Source organism: uncultured Merdimonas sp., assembly GCF_963929015.1.
GTDB lineage: Bacteria > Bacillota > Clostridia > Lachnospirales > Lachnospiraceae > Merdimonas.
The window spans coordinates 412,534-429,271 of the sequence record NZ_CAWVHE010000013.1; the positions used below are offsets into that span (position 1 = coordinate 412,534).

General features: G+C 48.2%; 22 protein-coding genes. 9 read left to right on the forward strand and 13 right to left on the reverse strand.

The window, feature by feature from the left end; all coding sequences use genetic code 11:
• Positions 1-62: 62 nt before the first annotated feature.
• Positions 63-998: a transcriptional regulator gene (locus ABGT54_RS09025; protein ID WP_346663788.1), complete on the reverse strand. Its 936-nt coding sequence runs from the start codon at positions 996-998 to the stop codon at positions 63-65.
• Positions 999-1,131: 133 nt separating this feature from the next.
• Here ABGT54_RS09025 and ABGT54_RS09030 point away from each other — a divergent pair, with 133 nt between their 5' ends.
• Complete coding sequence (locus ABGT54_RS09030; RefSeq protein ID WP_346663789.1) at positions 1,132-1,269, forward strand: hypothetical protein; 138 nt, start codon at positions 1,132-1,134, stop codon at positions 1,267-1,269.
• Positions 1,270-1,350: 81 nt separating this feature from the next.
• Here the strand turns inward: ABGT54_RS09030 and ABGT54_RS09035 are convergent, their stop codons facing one another.
• The 8 genes from ABGT54_RS09035 to ABGT54_RS09070 form a co-directional block, all read right to left on the reverse strand.
• Positions 1,351-2,208: a tyrosine-type recombinase/integrase gene (locus tag ABGT54_RS09035; protein ID WP_346663790.1), complete on the reverse strand. Its 858-nt coding sequence runs from the start codon at positions 2,206-2,208 to the stop codon at positions 1,351-1,353.
• Between the two features lie 182 nt (positions 2,209-2,390).
• The gene (gene trmD, locus ABGT54_RS09040; RefSeq protein ID WP_346663791.1) at positions 2,391-3,149 is read right to left on the reverse strand and encodes a tRNA (guanosine(37)-N1)-methyltransferase TrmD; all 759 of its coding nucleotides are present in this window, start codon (positions 3,147-3,149) and stop codon (positions 2,391-2,393) included.
• 11 nt (positions 3,150-3,160) lie between these two features.
• Positions 3,161-3,667: a ribosome maturation factor RimM gene (gene rimM, locus ABGT54_RS09045; RefSeq protein ID WP_346663792.1), complete on the reverse strand. Its 507-nt coding sequence runs from the start codon at positions 3,665-3,667 to the stop codon at positions 3,161-3,163.
• A 172-nt stretch (positions 3,668-3,839) separates the two neighbouring features.
• On the reverse strand, positions 3,840-4,070 hold the full coding sequence (locus ABGT54_RS09050) for a KH domain-containing protein (RefSeq protein WP_346663793.1): 231 nt from the start codon (positions 4,068-4,070) through the stop codon (positions 3,840-3,842).
• Positions 4,071-4,093: 23 nt separating this feature from the next.
• A complete protein-coding gene (gene rpsP / locus ABGT54_RS09055) occupies positions 4,094-4,339 on the reverse strand; it encodes a 30S ribosomal protein S16 (RefSeq protein WP_346663794.1) in 246 nt (81 codons plus the stop codon).
• Between the two features lie 72 nt (positions 4,340-4,411).
• The gene (gene ffh / locus ABGT54_RS09060; RefSeq protein WP_346663795.1) at positions 4,412-5,764 is read right to left on the reverse strand and encodes a signal recognition particle protein; all 1,353 of its coding nucleotides are present in this window, start codon (positions 5,762-5,764) and stop codon (positions 4,412-4,414) included.
• Between the two features lies 1 nt (position 5,765).
• Positions 5,766-6,125: a YlxM family DNA-binding protein gene (gene ylxM / locus ABGT54_RS09065; protein WP_346663796.1), complete on the reverse strand. Its 360-nt coding sequence runs from the start codon at positions 6,123-6,125 to the stop codon at positions 5,766-5,768.
• Between the two features lie 99 nt (positions 6,126-6,224).
• On the reverse strand, positions 6,225-7,136 hold the full coding sequence (locus tag ABGT54_RS09070) for a S8 family peptidase (RefSeq protein ID WP_346663797.1): 912 nt from the start codon (positions 7,134-7,136) through the stop codon (positions 6,225-6,227).
• A gap of 175 nt (positions 7,137-7,311) precedes the next feature.
• Between ABGT54_RS09070 and ABGT54_RS09075 the strand changes: the two genes are divergently transcribed.
• Both ABGT54_RS09075 and ABGT54_RS09080 read left to right on the forward strand, forming a co-directional pair.
• Positions 7,312-7,944 (forward strand): DnaJ domain-containing protein, encoded by a 633-nt coding sequence (locus ABGT54_RS09075; protein WP_346663798.1) that lies wholly within the window; start codon positions 7,312-7,314, stop codon positions 7,942-7,944.
• 70 nt (positions 7,945-8,014) lie between these two features.
• Positions 8,015-8,266: a chorion class high-cysteine HCB protein 13 gene (locus tag ABGT54_RS09080; RefSeq protein WP_346663799.1), complete on the forward strand. Its 252-nt coding sequence runs from the start codon at positions 8,015-8,017 to the stop codon at positions 8,264-8,266.
• An 86-nt stretch (positions 8,267-8,352) separates the two neighbouring features.
• On the opposite strand, the gene ABGT54_RS09085 is transcribed toward ABGT54_RS09080, so the two are convergent.
• Positions 8,353-8,499: a hypothetical protein gene (locus tag ABGT54_RS09085; protein ID WP_346663800.1), complete on the reverse strand. Its 147-nt coding sequence runs from the start codon at positions 8,497-8,499 to the stop codon at positions 8,353-8,355.
• 122 nt (positions 8,500-8,621) lie between these two features.
• Here ABGT54_RS09085 and ABGT54_RS09090 point away from each other — a divergent pair, with 122 nt between their 5' ends.
• Both ABGT54_RS09090 and ABGT54_RS09095 read left to right on the forward strand, forming a co-directional pair.
• Positions 8,622-9,107 carry a hypothetical protein gene (locus ABGT54_RS09090; RefSeq protein ID WP_346663801.1) on the forward strand — a complete coding sequence of 162 codons (486 nt, stop codon included), beginning with the start codon at positions 8,622-8,624 and terminating at the stop codon, positions 9,105-9,107.
• Entirely contained in the window at positions 9,082-9,237 is a 156-nt protein-coding gene (locus ABGT54_RS09095; protein ID WP_346663802.1) for a hypothetical protein, read from the forward strand. The genes ABGT54_RS09090 and ABGT54_RS09095 overlap by 26 nt, the downstream gene beginning before the upstream one ends.
• A gap of 103 nt (positions 9,238-9,340) precedes the next feature.
• Here ABGT54_RS09095 and ABGT54_RS09100 read toward each other — a convergent pair whose 3' ends face one another.
• On the reverse strand, positions 9,341-9,817 hold the full coding sequence (locus ABGT54_RS09100) for an acyl-CoA thioesterase (RefSeq protein WP_346663803.1): 477 nt from the start codon (positions 9,815-9,817) through the stop codon (positions 9,341-9,343).
• A gap of 115 nt (positions 9,818-9,932) precedes the next feature.
• Between ABGT54_RS09100 and truA the strand changes: the two genes are divergently transcribed.
• Positions 9,933-10,682, forward strand: a complete 750-nt coding sequence (truA, locus tag ABGT54_RS09105) for a tRNA pseudouridine(38-40) synthase TruA (protein ID WP_346663804.1) — start codon at positions 9,933-9,935, stop codon at positions 10,680-10,682.
• A 75-nt stretch (positions 10,683-10,757) separates the two neighbouring features.
• Here truA and ABGT54_RS09110 read toward each other — a convergent pair whose 3' ends face one another.
• Entirely contained in the window at positions 10,758-11,615 is an 858-nt protein-coding gene (locus ABGT54_RS09110; protein WP_346663805.1) for a patatin family protein, read from the reverse strand.
• 217 nt (positions 11,616-11,832) lie between these two features.
• On the opposite strand from ABGT54_RS09110, the gene ABGT54_RS09115 reads away from it, so the two are divergent.
• Entirely contained in the window at positions 11,833-13,467 is a 1,635-nt protein-coding gene (locus ABGT54_RS09115; protein WP_346663806.1) for an ATP-binding cassette domain-containing protein, read from the forward strand.
• 87 nt (positions 13,468-13,554) lie between these two features.
• Here the strand turns inward: ABGT54_RS09115 and ABGT54_RS09120 are convergent, their stop codons facing one another.
• Complete coding sequence (locus ABGT54_RS09120) at positions 13,555-14,886, reverse strand: ABC transporter substrate-binding protein (protein WP_346663807.1); 1,332 nt, start codon at positions 14,884-14,886, stop codon at positions 13,555-13,557.
• Between the two features lie 265 nt (positions 14,887-15,151).
• Here ABGT54_RS09120 and ABGT54_RS09125 point away from each other — a divergent pair, with 265 nt between their 5' ends.
• On the forward strand, positions 15,152-15,538 hold the full coding sequence (locus ABGT54_RS09125) for a BlaI/MecI/CopY family transcriptional regulator (protein ID WP_204909035.1): 387 nt from the start codon (positions 15,152-15,154) through the stop codon (positions 15,536-15,538).
• 89 nt (positions 15,539-15,627) lie between these two features.
• Positions 15,628-16,713 carry a M56 family metallopeptidase gene (locus tag ABGT54_RS09130; RefSeq protein WP_346663808.1) on the forward strand — a complete coding sequence of 362 codons (1,086 nt, stop codon included), beginning with the start codon at positions 15,628-15,630 and terminating at the stop codon, positions 16,711-16,713.
• Positions 16,714-16,738 lie beyond the last annotated feature (25 nt).

The following is a 16,738-nucleotide window of genomic DNA, read 5'->3' on the forward strand; positions in this document are numbered from 1 at the left end:
CATCTCTCCTTTTCTTCCCTTTTTTGATCCGTGGTATTTGTCAGTACCACTACTGCTATTCTCTATTCTCTGTTCACAACCAGCCGTCCGTCTTTTTTCTCTACTTCGTAGATCAGAGGATGGCTTTCCCTCCACTTCGGATCCATATCTGCCTTTTTCTTCCACTGGTAGTAAGCTTCCAGAAATCCGTTATGGATGATCTCTTCCGCCTCCAGTCTGGCGTTTACCGCCTCCTTATAATCCGGATACGTCCCCAGGTAAAACCGTTTGCCTTTAAAATTAATGTCCGCCCGGTAGCGCCCGTTTGTCAGTTTCAGCACCCCTCGAAATCCACTGGTATTGTCTCTTCTGTATTTGCGTTTTTCCAGGATTTCCACACATGTGCCGTCGATCCTGTGAAGTCTTTGGGATATTTTTTTCTGATTTTCTTCTTTCAGGCATCCGCAGCTTAAGGAATTGCCCTGAACCAGAGCGTTTTCTGTCACCTCTGTCTCCCTGCCGCAGTCACATCTGCACCGCCAGTACACAGAGTCTTTGGCGTCTCTTCTGTCGGTAGGCTCGATCGCTGTCAGCCGTCCGAACCGTCTCCCGGTCAGGTCCACCCGGTTGCTTTTGCGGTCATAGGTATGGCATCCGCAGCTTTTTACTTTTCCTGCTTTCAGATCTCTGCTGGTGGCCAGCTTTTCCTTTCCACATTCGCAGCGGCAGAGCCAGCAGGTACGGCCTCCCTTGTTTGGCGCCCGGCGGATCACTGTCAGATAGCCGAATACCCGGCCGGTCAGATCTTCCGCCACATTCCCTCTGTGGGCGCTCTTTTTTCTGACGCATCCGCAATTGGTCACGATCCCGTTTTTCAGCCGCCTGGTACTGGCAAGGATCTCTCCTCCGCAGTCGCATCTGCAACGCCAGACACGGTAGTTGTCCTGCCGCTCACCGGTCTCTTCTACTACGGTCAGCAGCCCGAACCTTTGTCCGATCAGACTGTTTTTCTTTGGCATGCAGCATCTTCCTTTACTGTTCTTCGGTTTCCTTTCGTCTGTTTGCCTGCCGCCATCTACCGCATAACGATAATTATGTTGTAATACTTCATAAAGTCTTTATTTTCGGGGAATTTTGGAAAAGAAAAGACTGATGCGCGCATCAGAAAAAGAATACGAACCGGCGGAGCAGGGCATCCGCCGCCTGAAAAAGCCCGTATCTGAACCTTATCCGGAATCCGGAAGACTTGCCGGGATTCCGGAAGACTTGCCGGGATTCCGTAATGATTGACATTTCTTCTTATGTATATTAAAATTATAAAGAATAACCAGATTTACCTCTTTGCCGCCGCTATCTACAACATAATTATCGTTATGTTGCCGGAAGCAGGCGGATTTTTTCTATATTTTTCTTCCATTCTTCCAGACCGTCAGAGGCATAGATCCTGGTGGTCTCCAGACTGCTGTGCCCCAGAATATCCGCCAGATTGATCAGATTCTTGGTCTCCTTATAAAAGGTTCTCGCAAACAGATGCCTGAGATTGTGTGGAAATACTTTCTGCGAACTGACGCCTGCCGCATCCGCGGCCTTCTTCATCTCACGCCAGATATTGGACCGGTCTTTTGCCTTTCCGGACCGGGTGCAGAAGATGATCCCGGAACGGATCTTCCGCCTGCTCACATATACCAGCAGCTTCTTTTTCAGGATCGCAGGCAGGATCACCAGGCGGCACTTTCCCTTGTTCCACACTTTTACCAGTCCGTTTTTCAGATTCTCCACACGGACACATTTCAGTTCACTGACCCTAAGTCCGGTGGCGCACAAAGTCTCCATGATCATCGCGATATCTTCCCGTTCCATCTTCCTTGCCGCCCTTACCATACGCTGAAATTCTTCTTTCTTTAACATGCGTTCCATATACCGGATATCCATGCGCTGCACCGGGATTCTCTTAAGTCTTAGCCGCCCCTCTCCGACAAATACCAGATACTGGTTGAGGGCCGCCAGCATAGAGTTGGCGCTGCTTACGGCATAATGTTCCATCAGCCACTGCTTATATCCGATCAGTCCTTCCTTGGTAATCTCCCTCTTCTTTCCGGAAAATGCCAGAAAAGTTTTGACGTCCCGCAAATACTTCTCGATCGTCGCAGGTGCATTCTCTCTTTCCAACAGATATTCTCTAAAATCTTCCATCCTGTAATCCGGATATTTATTTCTGCCTTTCTCCATTATCTGTGCCTCCTGTGTCTTTTTTCTCTTTAGTATGATTGCTTTTTTCTATATCATACAAGAAAGAATCCTGCTTTGCAGGATTCTCCGCCTGGGGCGGGTCGCATAAGAGACAAAAAAAGACTGCCGGAAATGCCATTCGGCATTTCGACAGTCTTCTTTTATGGTACTACTATCTGATTTCAGGCTTCTGCATCCTTCATGGCTTCTGCATCCCTTAGGATTTCTTCTGCCAGTATCCGTTCTTCCTTTGTAAGCTCTGCTTTTTCCAAAAGATCGGGCCGGTTTTTTGCCGTGCGGATCACCGACTGCTCCCGGCGCCATTTTTCAATATTGGCGTGATGCCCGGACAGGAGCACTTCCGGCACCCGTTTGTCATGCCATACTTCCGGCCTGGAATACTGGGGATATTCCAGCAGATGATCCTGAAAGCTTTCAAACTCCGCAGACACATCATTGTGCAGCACTCCCGGCACCAGGCGGGAAATGGCGTCTACCATGATCATGGCCGGCAGTTCTCCTCCGGTCAGCACATAGTCGCCGATGGACACATAATCCGTAACCACTTCCTCCAGCACCCGTTCATCGATTCCCTCATAGTGGCCACAGAGAAAGACCAGATCCTCTTCTTTTGCAAACTCTTCTGCCATCCCCTGGTGAAAAGTTTTTCCCTGGGGAGAGAGATAGATCACCCGCGGCTTTTTCCCGATCCGCTCCTCCAGCGCATGGCAGCACTGATACACCGGCTCTGCCTGCATCAACATCCCGGCTCCGCCGCCGTAGGGATAATCATCTACACTGTTGTGCTTGTTAAATGCGTAATCCCGGATATTTACCGCCTCGATCTTCAGAAGGCCGTTGTTTACCGCCCGTCCGATGATACTGGTATGGAGCCCCTCCATTACCATTTCCGGAAACAGTGTCATAATATAAAAATTCATCTTTGCCACTCCTATAACAGCCCATCCATCAGCCGGACGGTCATTTTCCCTTCTTCCACATCCACCCTGCGGACGCACTCCCTGATTGCCGGCAGCAGCACCTCGCCATGGGAAATGCTGTCGATCACATAGACGTCGTTGGCCCCTGTCTGCATCACGTCCCTAAGTGTCCCGAACACTTCTCCATCCTCAGTTTCCACCTGCATGCCGATCATATCTGCAATAAAATACTCATCTTCTTCCAGAGCAACAGCGTCTTCTCTTGGAACCAGCAGCGGGCACCTGCGAAAACGCTCCACTTCATTGATGTTGTCAATCCCCTTGAATTTCAGGATGACGAACTGTTTGAAATATTTTACGCTCTGGATCTCCAGGGGGCGTTTCTCCCTGCCTGTATCCAGAAGTACTCTCTTAAGATCCCGGAACCTGCCGGCGTCGTCCGTTGTCGGGAATACCTTCACTTCTCCGCGGATCCCGTGGGTCTGGGTGACGACTCCTACCTGTAATAACTCTTCCATGTCTCTCTCCATCTGTTTCTTTTCTGATCACCGAAAAATCTCAGAAGATCTCTCCCGGTGGCAAAGGCATCCGGGACCCCGGGACATCCCGGCATCCGGCCCGCCGCCGGTACAAATAAGGCAGACCCATATTCCGGTGTCTGCCCTGTGCAAAGCGGGCGTTCCCACTTTGCTAATCCATAATGTCTACGATGACTTTCTTATCCTCTTTCGCAGCGGCCGCTTTTACAACCTGGCGGATAGCCTTTGCGATACGTCCCTGTTTACCGATCACTTTTCCCATATCGGAATCCGCGACCTTGATCTCCAGGATCGTTGTCCTTTTTTCCTCCCGCTCAGTTACCACTACGCTGTCCGGATCGTCTACCAGTGCCTTTGTGATCACTTCTACTAACTCTTTCATCGTGTGCACCTCCAAAGCATGCTTTATTTCTCAATACCTGCCACTTTAAAGATTTTGCTGACGGTCTCTGTCGGCTGTGCACCGTTTGCAAGCCACTTCTTAGCTGCCTCCTCGTCTACTCTGATGGCGCTTGGCTCACAGTTGGGATCGTAGGTTCCGATCTCATCGATGAACTTTCCGTCTCTGGGTGATCTGGAATCAGCCACGATGATTCTATAGAAAGGAGCCTTCTTCTGTCCCATTCTTCTTAATCTGATTTTTACTGCCATTGTTCTTACCTCCATAAAAGAAATTTTAAATATTTTGATCTATATAACGCGTCTTGCGCGATATACCGTAAGTTAAAACGGAAATCGAAGTCTTCCTCTTTTTCCGCCTTTGGTAAAGGTCTTCATCAGCTTACGCATCTCCGAGAACTGCTTTACCATCCGGTTGACTTCGCTGATGTCCACCCCGGCGCCTTTGGCGATCCTGTGCTTTCTGGACGGATTGAGAAGATCCGGATCCCTTCTCTCTTCCGGGGTCATGGAATAGATCATGGCCTCCATCCGGGCCAGCCCTTTTTCTGCCTGGGCGGTCTGTTCATCGTCCAGATTCTTCATCTTCCTGCCGCCAAGTCCGCCAAGCCCGGGCATCATACTCATGATATTTCCCAGGCCTCCCATGCTACGCATCTGCTTCATGGTCTCCAGGTAATCGTCAAAATCAAACTGTGCTTTTTTCAGCTTCTGGGTCATTTCCCTGGCTTTCTGCTCATCAATCTCGGCTTCTGCCTTTTCGATCAGGGAGAGCACGTCTCCCATGCCAAGGATCCGGGACGCCATCCGGTCCGGATGGAACTGCTCCAGATCTGAGAGTTTTTCTCCCATGCCCGCATAGAAGATCGGTTTGCCGGTCACTGCCTTTACAGAAAGGGCCGCGCCGCCTCTGGTGTCGCCATCCAGCTTGGTGATGATCACACCATCGATGCCGATCTTTTCATTAAATTCCTTTGCCACATTGACGGCGTCCTGTCCGGTCATGGCATCGATCACCAGGATAGTCTGGTGCACCGTCACTGCTTCCTTGATCTCCTGAAGCTCTCCCATCATGTCTTCGTCAATGTGGAGACGTCCGGCGGTATCCAGGATCACAATGTGGTTGCCGTTTTTCTTCGCATGCTCCAGGGCAGCCTTTGCGATATTGGCGGGTTTGTTATTCTCTCCCATGGAGAATACCTCCACCCCCTGCTTTTCCGCATTGATCTGCAGCTGCCTGATCGCCGCGGGGCGATAGACATCGCAGGCAACCAGGAGCGGCTTCTTGCCCTTCAGCTTGTACTTTCCTGCAAGCTTGGCAGTGGTCGTGGTCTTACCGGCTCCCTGAAGACCTGCCATCATGATCACGGTGATGGCGCTTCCCGGCTGCAGTTCAATCTCCGTTGTCTCAGAGCCCATCAGGCGGACCAGTTCTTCGTTGACGATCTTGATCACCATCTGTCCCGGATTGAGTCCGTTCATCACGTCCTGTCCGATGGCCCGCTCCTGGACGCTCTTAATGAAGTCCTTCACTACTTTGAAGTTGACGTCCGCTGCCAGAAGCGCGCGCTTGATCTCTTTCATTGCTTCCCTGACGTCGTCTTCGGTAAGCCGTCCTTTGCTTCTTAAGTTTTTAAATATATTCTGAAGTTTTTCGGTCAGACTGTCAAATGCCATCTTATAACTCCTCTAATATCTCCTTCAGGATCGGCCGGATCTCTCCGGAAATCCTGCAGGACCCCTGCTCCTCTTCCAGCAGCTCTTCGATCTGCCGGACCTTTTTTTTGATCTTCAAAAAACGCTCCACCAGATGCAGTTTTTCTTCGTATCCTGCCAGCGTCTGGCTGCACCGCCGGATCAGGTCGTGTACGCCCTGACGGCTGATGCCGGCCTCTCTTGCGATCTCTCCCAGAGACAGATCCTCCAGAAGAAACTGTCCGTAGATCTCTTTCTGGTGTTCGGTCAGGAGTTCTCCATAAAAATCAAAGAGTAATGCCTGCTCTAATATTTCATTCACTGTTATCACCTGTGCTATCATACAGGAAAAAAAGCCGGGTGTCAAGCATTTTTTCTTGACACCCATACGGATTTCTGTGCAGATTCCCCTGCGGATCTGTCTTTCCTGCCATCTGTGCAGTCAGTGTAAAAACGCCTCCACATCCAGCAGCCGTTCCTCATCGCCACAGCTGTCCTGCGCTTTCTTCCCTCTCTGCCGGGTTCCTGCCGTCTGCATCAGCCTAAGCTTTACCTCCAGATTGGTGGCCCGCGGGTATTTGCACAGATAAAGAGCCGCCGCGCCGCAGACCACCGGAGCGGCCATCGAAGTTCCGCTTTTTGCCGTGTAGTACCCCCACCGTTTCCCATATCTGTTCCGGCAGGAGTGGATCAGATATCCGGGCGCCAGAAGATCCGGCTTTACCACGCAGTCTCTGGTCGGGCCTCTGCCGGAACATTCCAGAGGCACGGACTCCATCTTGAGGGCGCCTACGGTAATGACTTTACGGCTGGTGCCAGGAACTGCTACCGTCCCTTCCCGGGGGCCCTGATTCCCTGCGGACACCGTGACCACCAGTCCCTCGTCCCACAATGTCTCCACTGCTTCCAGAAGCCTTTGTTCTTTTTCTTCTCCCAGACCTTCCTTTGCGCCAACGGACAGATTGGCCACCCGGATCCCGTACTCTTTTGCATGGCTCCGTACCCAGTCGATCCCTCTTAAGATATCTTCGATCTTCCCCTCGCCCTTCTCATCCAGCACTTTTAATGCCACGATCCCGGCCCGCGGCGCGATCCCTGCAAACCTGCCACCGGACATGCGTCCGTCCCCCAGAAGGATTCCCGCCACATGCGTTCCGTGACCGCTGTCATCGTAGGGAACCCTGGGATCCTTCCCTTTTCCGGTCATATCAAGAAATGCGGCTACCCTTCCCCGAAAATCCGGATGAAGCGAAAGGCCGGTGTCCAGCACTGCTGCCGTCACCCCGCCTCCCAGATATGTTCCGGAACTTGTATCTTCACACCAGTAGTGAATCTGCTGTTTTACCCGGTCCATACTATCCCTCTGATGCTCTTTTTTATCAGAATATTCAAACTTATCTCCTTTGGCAACCTTCTATTGAATTCCCGGTTGTTTTGTCGTACTATAAGATGCACAGAGGATTTCACCGGAGATTTTTCCAGAGGTTGTTCCAGGAGATTTTCAAGGGGATCCTGAAGGGGAGGATACTATGAAGGGGAAAAACTATTATGAAATACTGGGCGTTTCTGCAAAAGCTTCCACAGAAGAGATCACTGCTGCCAAAAACGCGCTTGCCAAGCGGTTTCACCCGGATGCCAATCTGAAGAACGGCATTGATACCACCCGGCAGATGCAGGAGATCCTGGAAGCTTATCATGTGCTCTCTGATCCGGAACGCCGGGCAGAGTATGACCGCAGCCGCGCCGGACGCCGCGCATCAGTACAGACCTTTGACCTCCGGGAGGAGGACGCAGCCGCAGAAAGCGACGGCGGATTTGTCGTCTACTGGAAATGCGCCAATGATCTTTATGATATTCTCTGCGAAAGCGATCAGATCTTCCGGGAACACAACAGAAGCCCGCAGCTTACCAGACTGTCCATGCAGGCGCTTCGCCATGTACTCACACTCCGGGAAGCGCAGATCCCCGAACATTACTGGCACCCGGATATCATGAACTGGCTTTTGTTCACCTGGTACAAGAACCGGAACATTACCATTTCCTATCTTCTCACCCTGTACGATGAATATGTAAAAAACAGCGTCTCCGCCATGGACAGACTGAAGCTTCGGAAAAAGAACTATCTGTTCCGGCATTCTCTTAGACGGCTGATAAAATATTAAGACGCACTTCACATCTTTTTTGCCCTCCGCATATGATGTACTGTAAACATCAATCACGGAGGATTGCAACATGAGTGATTTAAGTGCTACCAACTGCGGATGCGGATGTGATTCTGCAATGACCAGAGGAGGATGCGGGTGCGGCGACAACAGCTGCCTGTGGATCATCCTTCTTCTGTGCTGCTGCGGCGGCGGATTCGGCGGCAACGGATGCGGCAATGACAACTGCCTGTGGATCATCCTTCTTCTGTGCTGCTGCGGCGGGTTCGGCGGCTTTAACGGCAACGGCGGATGCGGATGTGGCTGCGGCTGCGACTGCTGATCTTCCCCGTTTCATCACAGCAATCAACAATTCCAAAAAAGCGGCGGGACCAATCGGTTCCGCCGCTTTTTCCTGTGACCGTACTCCTATTTTCCTTTATGCTGATACCGGCTTAAGTGCGTCTGCTTCTTCTCTTTTTTCTTTGCATCCCCGGCGCTGATCTTCTTTTTCAGCATGCAGGATTCATCAATCTCATATACCTCATTTCCGTCTATGATCAGATGACGTTCCATCCCTTTTCCCCCTTTTTTGCTTTCTACCTTAATAATATATGTTCCCGCATCACATATTTCTTATTCCTGCTTCATATAAATGTTACCAGGGTCCAAATGCCAGATAAGCGAGGAGAATTTTTATGAAATCAAAAAAGCCCAGGATCATGACGCCTTTTGACGACCTGATCACCCCGCCGGGGCTCTATGCCATGAAACTTCTGCTCCCCTGCCTGCCGCCAGGCCTCCAGCATGTTCTGGCCGTCTACATCAAAGTCACAGAACTTTCCCGCACCATAGCAGATTTCCGGGGCTTCTCCGGTTTTTCCCCTGAGGATCTCCTGACGGAATTAAAATCCTGTATGAGCCGGGAAGAACTGGATCAGTTGGAACAAATGGAATCTGTGATGAATATCATGGAAATGATGCGGCAGACAGACGCCGCTGATATGATGCAGGAATTTATGAAAGGAGTATTTCCAGATGAACGAATGGATCGACCACCCCATGATGAAGGATATGGATCCGGTGAAAGTTGCGCTGATCCGGCAGGCTGCCGAGAAGACGAAGGGCAGATCAGGGAAAAGCCTGGCGCCGGTCATGATGTCGCTGATCACCGCAGCCGGTAAAAAAGGCATCCGCTTCACTCCCGAAGAAATGGATCTGATCCTCACACTGATAAAAGAAGGAAAGCCAAAAGAAGAACAGGAAAAAATCGACCAGATGGTGAAAATGATGCAGGGATTTATGAGGCGATGACTGCCTCCTTCGATTGGGGACGGGGGATTTCTGAAAATCCCCCGTCCCCAATCGAATTATCCACATAAAAATGTGGATAATTCGGGGAAAAAAGTGGAGATCTTCAGATCCCCACTTCTTTTCGCATCATCCGTACTTCTTTGCGAAGCTTTGCTTTTTCCCACTCTTCTTTTTCTTCGTCGGTCTCCAGTTCCAGTCTCGGCACCCTGCAGGGCCTGTCGTTCTCGTCCAGAGCCACCATGGAAAAATACGCCCGGTTGATGGGCGTCCTCACTCCGTCCAGATCCTCCACATAGGAGTCTACCCGGACTTCCATGGAGGTGTTTCCCACATAGGTGATCTTCCCGCAGATCACCACCACGTCTCTTTGATAAGCCCCTTTTAAAAACCGGAGATTGTCAACGGAGGCCGTTGTCACGTTCATGTGGGAATGGCGTTTTGCCACCAGCCCCGCCAGCTCGTCGATCCACTGCATCAGCACGCCTCCGAACAGACGTCCCGCAGCATTGAGGTGATTGGGCCGCACAATATGAAGGGTTTCTGCCGCCGAATCCGATACTTTTTTAAATGTTTCACTCATCGCTTTTCCTCCGCATATCTATTTCTTAGATTTTTATTAGATTTCCAGCCGCGCCCTTTCATTATAGCATAAGATTTGCTATACTAAAACTGATTTCTACGAAAGGATGTCTGCTATGAGAAACATTAAGCTTACGATAGAATACGACGGCAGCCGCTACCAGGGCTGGACCCGTCTCGGGAAAAACGAATCCAACAACACCATTTCCAATAAGATTACTGAAGTACTGAAGAAAATGACCGGGGAATACCTGATCGAGCTAAACTGCGGCTGCCGCACAGAGGCAGGCGTCCACGCCTATGCCCAGGTCGCCAGTTTCAAGACCGAATGTGACATGCCCCTGCCCGAGATCAAGCATTATCTCAACCGGTATCTGCCCATGGACATCGCTATCACGAATGTGGAAGAAGTGCCGGAGCGTTTTCACGCCCAGCTCAACGCCCTGACCAGGACTTACATCTACCGGATGACCATTGACGACGTGCCAAGTGTTTTTGACCGGAAATATACCTATCACTGCTATCACATCCCGGACAAGCGGCTGATGCAGCAGGCCGCCCCTCTTCTTCTGGGGAAGCATGATTTCCGCAATTTTTCTTCCGCCAAAAAGAGCAAAAATACAGAACGGGAAATCTATGACATCCAGATCTACGGCGACACAGAAGAAATGCAGATTTTGATCCGAGCCGATGATTTTCTCCACAATATGGCCAGATTTCTGGTCAGCATTCTTCTGGACATTGGGTTTGGCGTCAGAAAAAAAGAAGATATCGACGATATCTTCTCCGGCATCCAGTATCCGGGCGACCCCTGCGATCCCAAGGGGCTGTATCTGCAGGAGATCACCTATCCCCCGCAGAATTAAAACGCCGCTTTGCCCTGCGGCCCCCTGCGACCCCTGCGGCCCCCCTTCAGCTCCTGCGGTCTGTTTTCTATTCTTCTATTCTTCCATGTACGCCTGCAGCGCCTGATACTGCCGTTTCATCAGGCGGTACCCGTGCTCATAAAAATGCATCAGCGCATCATAATCTTTCTCAAGCCTGGAGACCGTGGGGATCAGCGGACGGATCACAAAGATCTTTCCCTCATCCTCCAGCTTCTCTACCAGCTTCATCTGCTGATTGTAGACTTCGTTTCGCCGGATGGTGGTCCGCACCAGGTTCGGATATTTCTTATATGCCCGCTTATAAAGCGCTTTCACCCCCGGGGACGCCGGTTTCTTGCGGTACCCCGGGTTTCTTGTCAACACCAGGATGATCTTCTCATTCCCAAGCTTCATGGCCCGCTTCACAGGGATGGAGTCCGCCAGGCCTCCGTCCAGATACGGCACGCCGTCCACATTTACCATAGGCGACAGCAGAGGAAGGCTGCTGGACGCCCGGCAGATCTTCATCAGGCGGTTCTTGTCTCTGCGCTCTGTCATATATTCCGCCTGTCCGGTCTCACAGTTTGTGGTCACGATCTCACATTCTGTCTCAGATCCAAAATACGTTTCATAATCAAAAGGAAAAATTTCATTGGGATATTTATCAAACACCATGTCCATATCCAGAATGCTCTTCTCCCTGATAAATTTCCGGAGATCGTGATAATAATCGTATTCCTTTTCCTTATGGATCATGCAGTCTCTTGTCCTGCCGATCTGCTTTGATACATAATCCACCCCGTTGCAGGATCCGGCGGACACGCCGATCACATGAGAGGTATAAAAATCCTGTTCCATCAGATAATCCAGGACGCCGGAGGTAAACACCCCTCTGGTGGCGCCGCCTTCTAATACCATAGTCGCTTTAATCATAAGTTTCTACCCCGCTTTCTATCCGCTATTATATACCGAATCCACAGGAAGTAAAACCTTCTTTTTCAGATCCGTAAGATTTCCGGTAAAACACCGCTTTTTTCCTTGTCTTTTCCAGGGATATTTGCTAAGATAGGCAATGTATGTAACCCGTACATGTTTACAGGCGATTTTTTTCCGGCGCAGGCCGGATATTTTTAAGCAAGGAGTTCATTTTATGATCAGTACCAGCAATGTGACGCTGCGCGTCGGCAAGAAAGCTTTATTTGAAGATGTAAATATTAAGTTTACGGAAGGAAACTGCTATGGCCTTATTGGAGCCAACGGCGCCGGAAAATCTACGTTCTTAAAAATACTTTCCGGACAGCTGGAACCTACCAAAGGCGAAGTAATCCTCACACCGGGAGAACGTCTTTCCTTCCTTCAGCAGGACCATTTTAAATATGATGAATATCCGGTTCTTGACACCGTCATTATGGGAAATGCCCGCCTTTATGAGATCATGAAGGAAAAAGAAGTGCTCTATGCAAAAGAAGATTTTACCGATGAAGACGGCATCAAAGCCAGCGAACTGGAAGGCGAATTTGCCGCCATGAACGGCTGGGAAGCAGAGTCCGATGCCGCCTCTCTGTTAAACGGTCTTGGCATCGGCACCGAGCTACATTATGAAACAATGAAGAACCTGAACGGTCCTGAGAAGGTAAAGGTTCTTCTGGCACAGGCTCTCTTTGGCAATCCGGACATCCTGCTCCTGGACGAGCCCACCAACCACCTGGACCTGGACGCCATTGCCTGGCTGGAGGAGTTCCTTATTAACTTTGACAACACCGTCATTGTGGTCTCCCACGACCGGTATTTCTTAAACAAAGTCTGCACTCAGATCGCAGACATCGATTATGGCAAGATCAAGCTCTACGCCGGAAACTATGACTTCTGGTATGAATCCAGCCAGCTTCTGATCCGCCAGATGAAGGAGGCCAACAAGAAGAAGGAAGAAAAGATCAAGGAACTGCAGGAGTTCATCTCAAGGTTCAGCGCCAACGCCTCCAAATCCAAACAGGCCACTTCCAGAAAGCGTGCCCTGGAGAAGATCCAGCTGGACGAGATCCAGCCTTCCAGCCGGAAATATCCTTACATTGATTTCCGGCCAAACAGAGAGATCGGAAATGAAGTGCTGACCGTGGACGGCCTTTCCAAAACCATTGACGGTGTCAAGGTGCTGGACAACATTTCCTTTACCCTGAACCACGATGACAAGGTGGCTTTTGTAGGAAGCAATGAGCTGGCCAAGACCACCCTCTTCCAGATCCTGACCGGTGAACTGGAACCGGACGAAGGGACTTACAAGTGGGGCATCACCACGTCCCAGGCATATTTCCCGCTGGACCACGGCGCGGAATTTGAAAATGATTCCACCATCGTAGAATGGCTGACCCAGTATTCTGAAGAAAAGGACGCCACTTACGTCCGGGGCTTCCTGGGCCGGATGCTCTTCTCCGGCGAAGACGGGGTCAAGAGAGTCCGCGTTCTCTCCGGAGGAGAAAAAGTCCGCTGCATGCTGTCCAAAATGATGATCTCCGGAGCCAACGTGCTGATCCTGGACGAGCCTACCAACCACCTGGACATGGAAGCCATCACTGCTCTGAATAACGGTATGATCAAGTTCCCGGGCGTGATCCTTTTCACCTCCCGCGACCATCAGATCGTCCAGACAACGGCCAACCGGATCATGGAGATCGTGCCTGGCGGCAAGCTGATCGATAAGATCACCACCTATGATGAATATCTGGAAAGCGATGAGATGGCAAGAAAACGCCAGACCTACTCGGTACAGACCGAGGAGGAAGATTAGATTCCGAATCCGCTTTATCTGAAAAAAGGCTCTTCCACAGACGACTTTCGGTCCGTTCTATGGAAGAGCCTTGATTTTATATTTTTCTTATCTTTCTGCAATCTCCTGGCTGGTTTCCCCCAGAACCTGCTCCATTGTTTTCTCTCCAAGGCACTCCTCACCGGCTGCCTGAAGGATCACTTCCCGGATCTCCGGATTCGTATACTCTGCTTTCACAGCATTCTTGATCCTGTCTGTCAGCTGCTCTGACTGCTCCTTGGTAAGATCTTTCCCCATTACATCTATCATCTCCGGCTCTTCTCCGTAACCAAAAGAACTGATCGTAAAGATCTCCTGTTCACCCTGCAATAAATCTTCCAGAATCTTCTGATTTGCCGGAAGCATCAGAAGATCCTGCCTTTTTTCTGTCAGACCTTCTGTCAGCACATAATCAATAAAGGTTCCGGCCGCTTCCATCTGGTCAGACCCGGCTGTTACGCCCAGGATCATCTGATCCTGGTAAACCAGCTGTCCGTCTCTTTCCAGATATTCATATGCAAGTCCCTCTTCAGAGGCCAGATAATTTGCAGCCTTTATTCCATTCACATTTAGATAAGGCGACATCACAAAAGGAAGCTTATCATAATATATCCACTCCACTGCATTATCCATAGAGGAAATCTCTCTGTCGTCTCCAAATCCATACTCCGTATTATCCTCTTCAAACGAATTACCGGACAGCGCAAACAGCTTTTCCAGATGTACAAACAGATTCTCCAGATTTTGCTGATCTACGGAGCCATCCTCTTTGAAGCAGGCCGGAATATCTTTCAGATAGATGACATTTGCGGCCTCTGCCAGATTATAATCATTTACAGCAAATGGAAGTCCTTTTTCTTCCGCATAATCAAGAAGCTGATCTACATCCGTAAAGGCGTTGACAGCCTCTGTTTCCCCGGTTATTCCATAAAGGGAAAATCCGCAGGGGACTGCAAACTGTCCTTCTTCATCTTTATAAGGTTCCAGCATATGGGAAAATACGTTTTCTTCCAGTGTCTTCTGATCCACCACATCCTTCAGATCCACAAGAAATTCTTTCTCCCTGTATGATTCCGCATCCAGTCTGTCCAGTACGATAAGATCCGCTCCTTTTCCCTCTTCCAGCTCGGCAGAAAGAAGATTTATCGCCTCTTCTCTGGTCTTCCCATTTTCTTCGGTACTGCCATATCTTATCTCAACAGATATATCCGGATATTTCTCATGAAATCCATCGGCCAGAAACTGAACATTCCCGTCTTCTGTCAGAGAATAAACCGTCAGAGTTTTCCCTTCCGTATCCGGATTGTTTTCCGGCTTACTTTCCTCCTCTTGTTTTGAACAGCCAGCTCCCAGACATACCATTAGGATGGCAAGACCACAAACTCCAAATAGTCTATTCATAGTGTCCCTCCTCTTTTTGCATTTTCCGTTAATTGCTTTATGCTGCCGCATAAATCTTTTGTTTTATTATACTATACACATTTCCCTATTTCAAGCTATATTGTAATTACAATTTTCTTATTTGCTTTATTATTATTTTTTTAATCTATCATTAGTTAATGTGTGATAAAAAACCGCAAAGATACCTGTCTTTCCATAGACATTCATTTACTTTTATGCAATAATTTAATTATAAATTATATTAATAAGGTGTTGATGAAAGTATATGAAAAAACGTATTACAAAAAAACAACTGGAAATCATGAAAATTTTATGGAGCAGCGATAAACCTCTGATCGCATCAGAAATCCTGAAAAGAAACGACTCATTAAACATCAATACTGTACAGGCCTGCCTGCGCGCTCTGGTCAACAAGCAGTTTATCAAGGTGGCCGATATTGTTTACAGCGGTACAGTTCTTACCAGGAGTTATACACCACTGGTATCCAGGGAAGATTTCCTCGAAACAGCCTGCCAGGATATTATAGGGAAAGCAAAAGTCTCCTCACTCATTGCCTCTCTGATCGATACAGAAACCAATCTGAGTGAGTTAGAGGAATTAGAAAAACTAATTGAACAAAAGAAAGAAGAATTAAAATCAGGAGAAAAATAGCATGAATATGTCTCTGTTTGTCCATAAATATATTTCATTCGGTCCATTCTTAACTTGTTTAATCATTACTTTTTGTTCTGATTATATATTTGCATATTATCATCCACCACTCTTCTTTCTTTAATGAACGCTTAATAAAAATCTCTATTATCAGTATCCTGTTAATTCTGATTCGCATGGCAATTCCTATCAATTTTCCTTTCACTTATACTATTTATTCCTATCATATTTTGCCAGGGTTGTTAGAATTTGCCAGATACCCAAACGCAGAAGCACAAATACGCATCGATACAATTATGTTCTTTATCTGGCTGGTTGTTGCTGTCATATTATTGACAAGATTTCTTTTTCGCTATATCCATTTAAAAAAGTATCTTTCCAATTACTATGTGGAACATACTCCATTCTGGGAGGAAACGACAAGCTCCCTGCAAGCATACTACAATAAACCTTTACAAATTGCTAAAATACCTCTCTGCATATCTCCATCTGTTTGCGGGTTGTTTACCCCTGTTATCATTCTGCCAGATACTTTGAATCTTTCTGAAGATGAAATTAAATATATCTGTTTCCATGAACTTGCTCATTATCAAAAACATCATTTATGGATTATCTTTTTCATGGAGATTATTTGTTGCATTCATTGGTGGAACCCCTTTGTCCACCTCATGAAAAAGGAACTCTCCTTATTTTTAGAATTATCGAATGATTTTTATCTTGTAAATCATATTCCGGAATTTAATATTCTTGATTATGCTTCTTTGATTAAGAAAACTGCTAAATTCATTCATAGTTCAAAAGAGAAAAATTCTACCAGTCTTTTGAGTTTTACTGCAAAATCTCCGTCCGTTTTAACTACAAGAATTCATTTCCTTTTAAAACAGTCCAACTCCGAATATCGCCCCAAAAGGTATGCGTTGTTTTTGCTCTACTTTACTATGTTTATTTCCGTTTCTCTTTCTCTCTTTATTGTTCCGGAATCCAATTTAAAAGAGATCGAATCAAATGACACAAGTATGGGCGTTACAATAGAACCTGACAATGCCTATATTTTAGACAATGGCGGTTCTTATGAAATTTATGTTGATGGGAATTTTTTTGTTGAACTCGATGAAATTCCAGAAGATTTTAAAAATCTTCCAATCTATAAGGAAGATGTAGAAGGCGAAAATTAATTTTCTTGACAAAATCCAATATGGG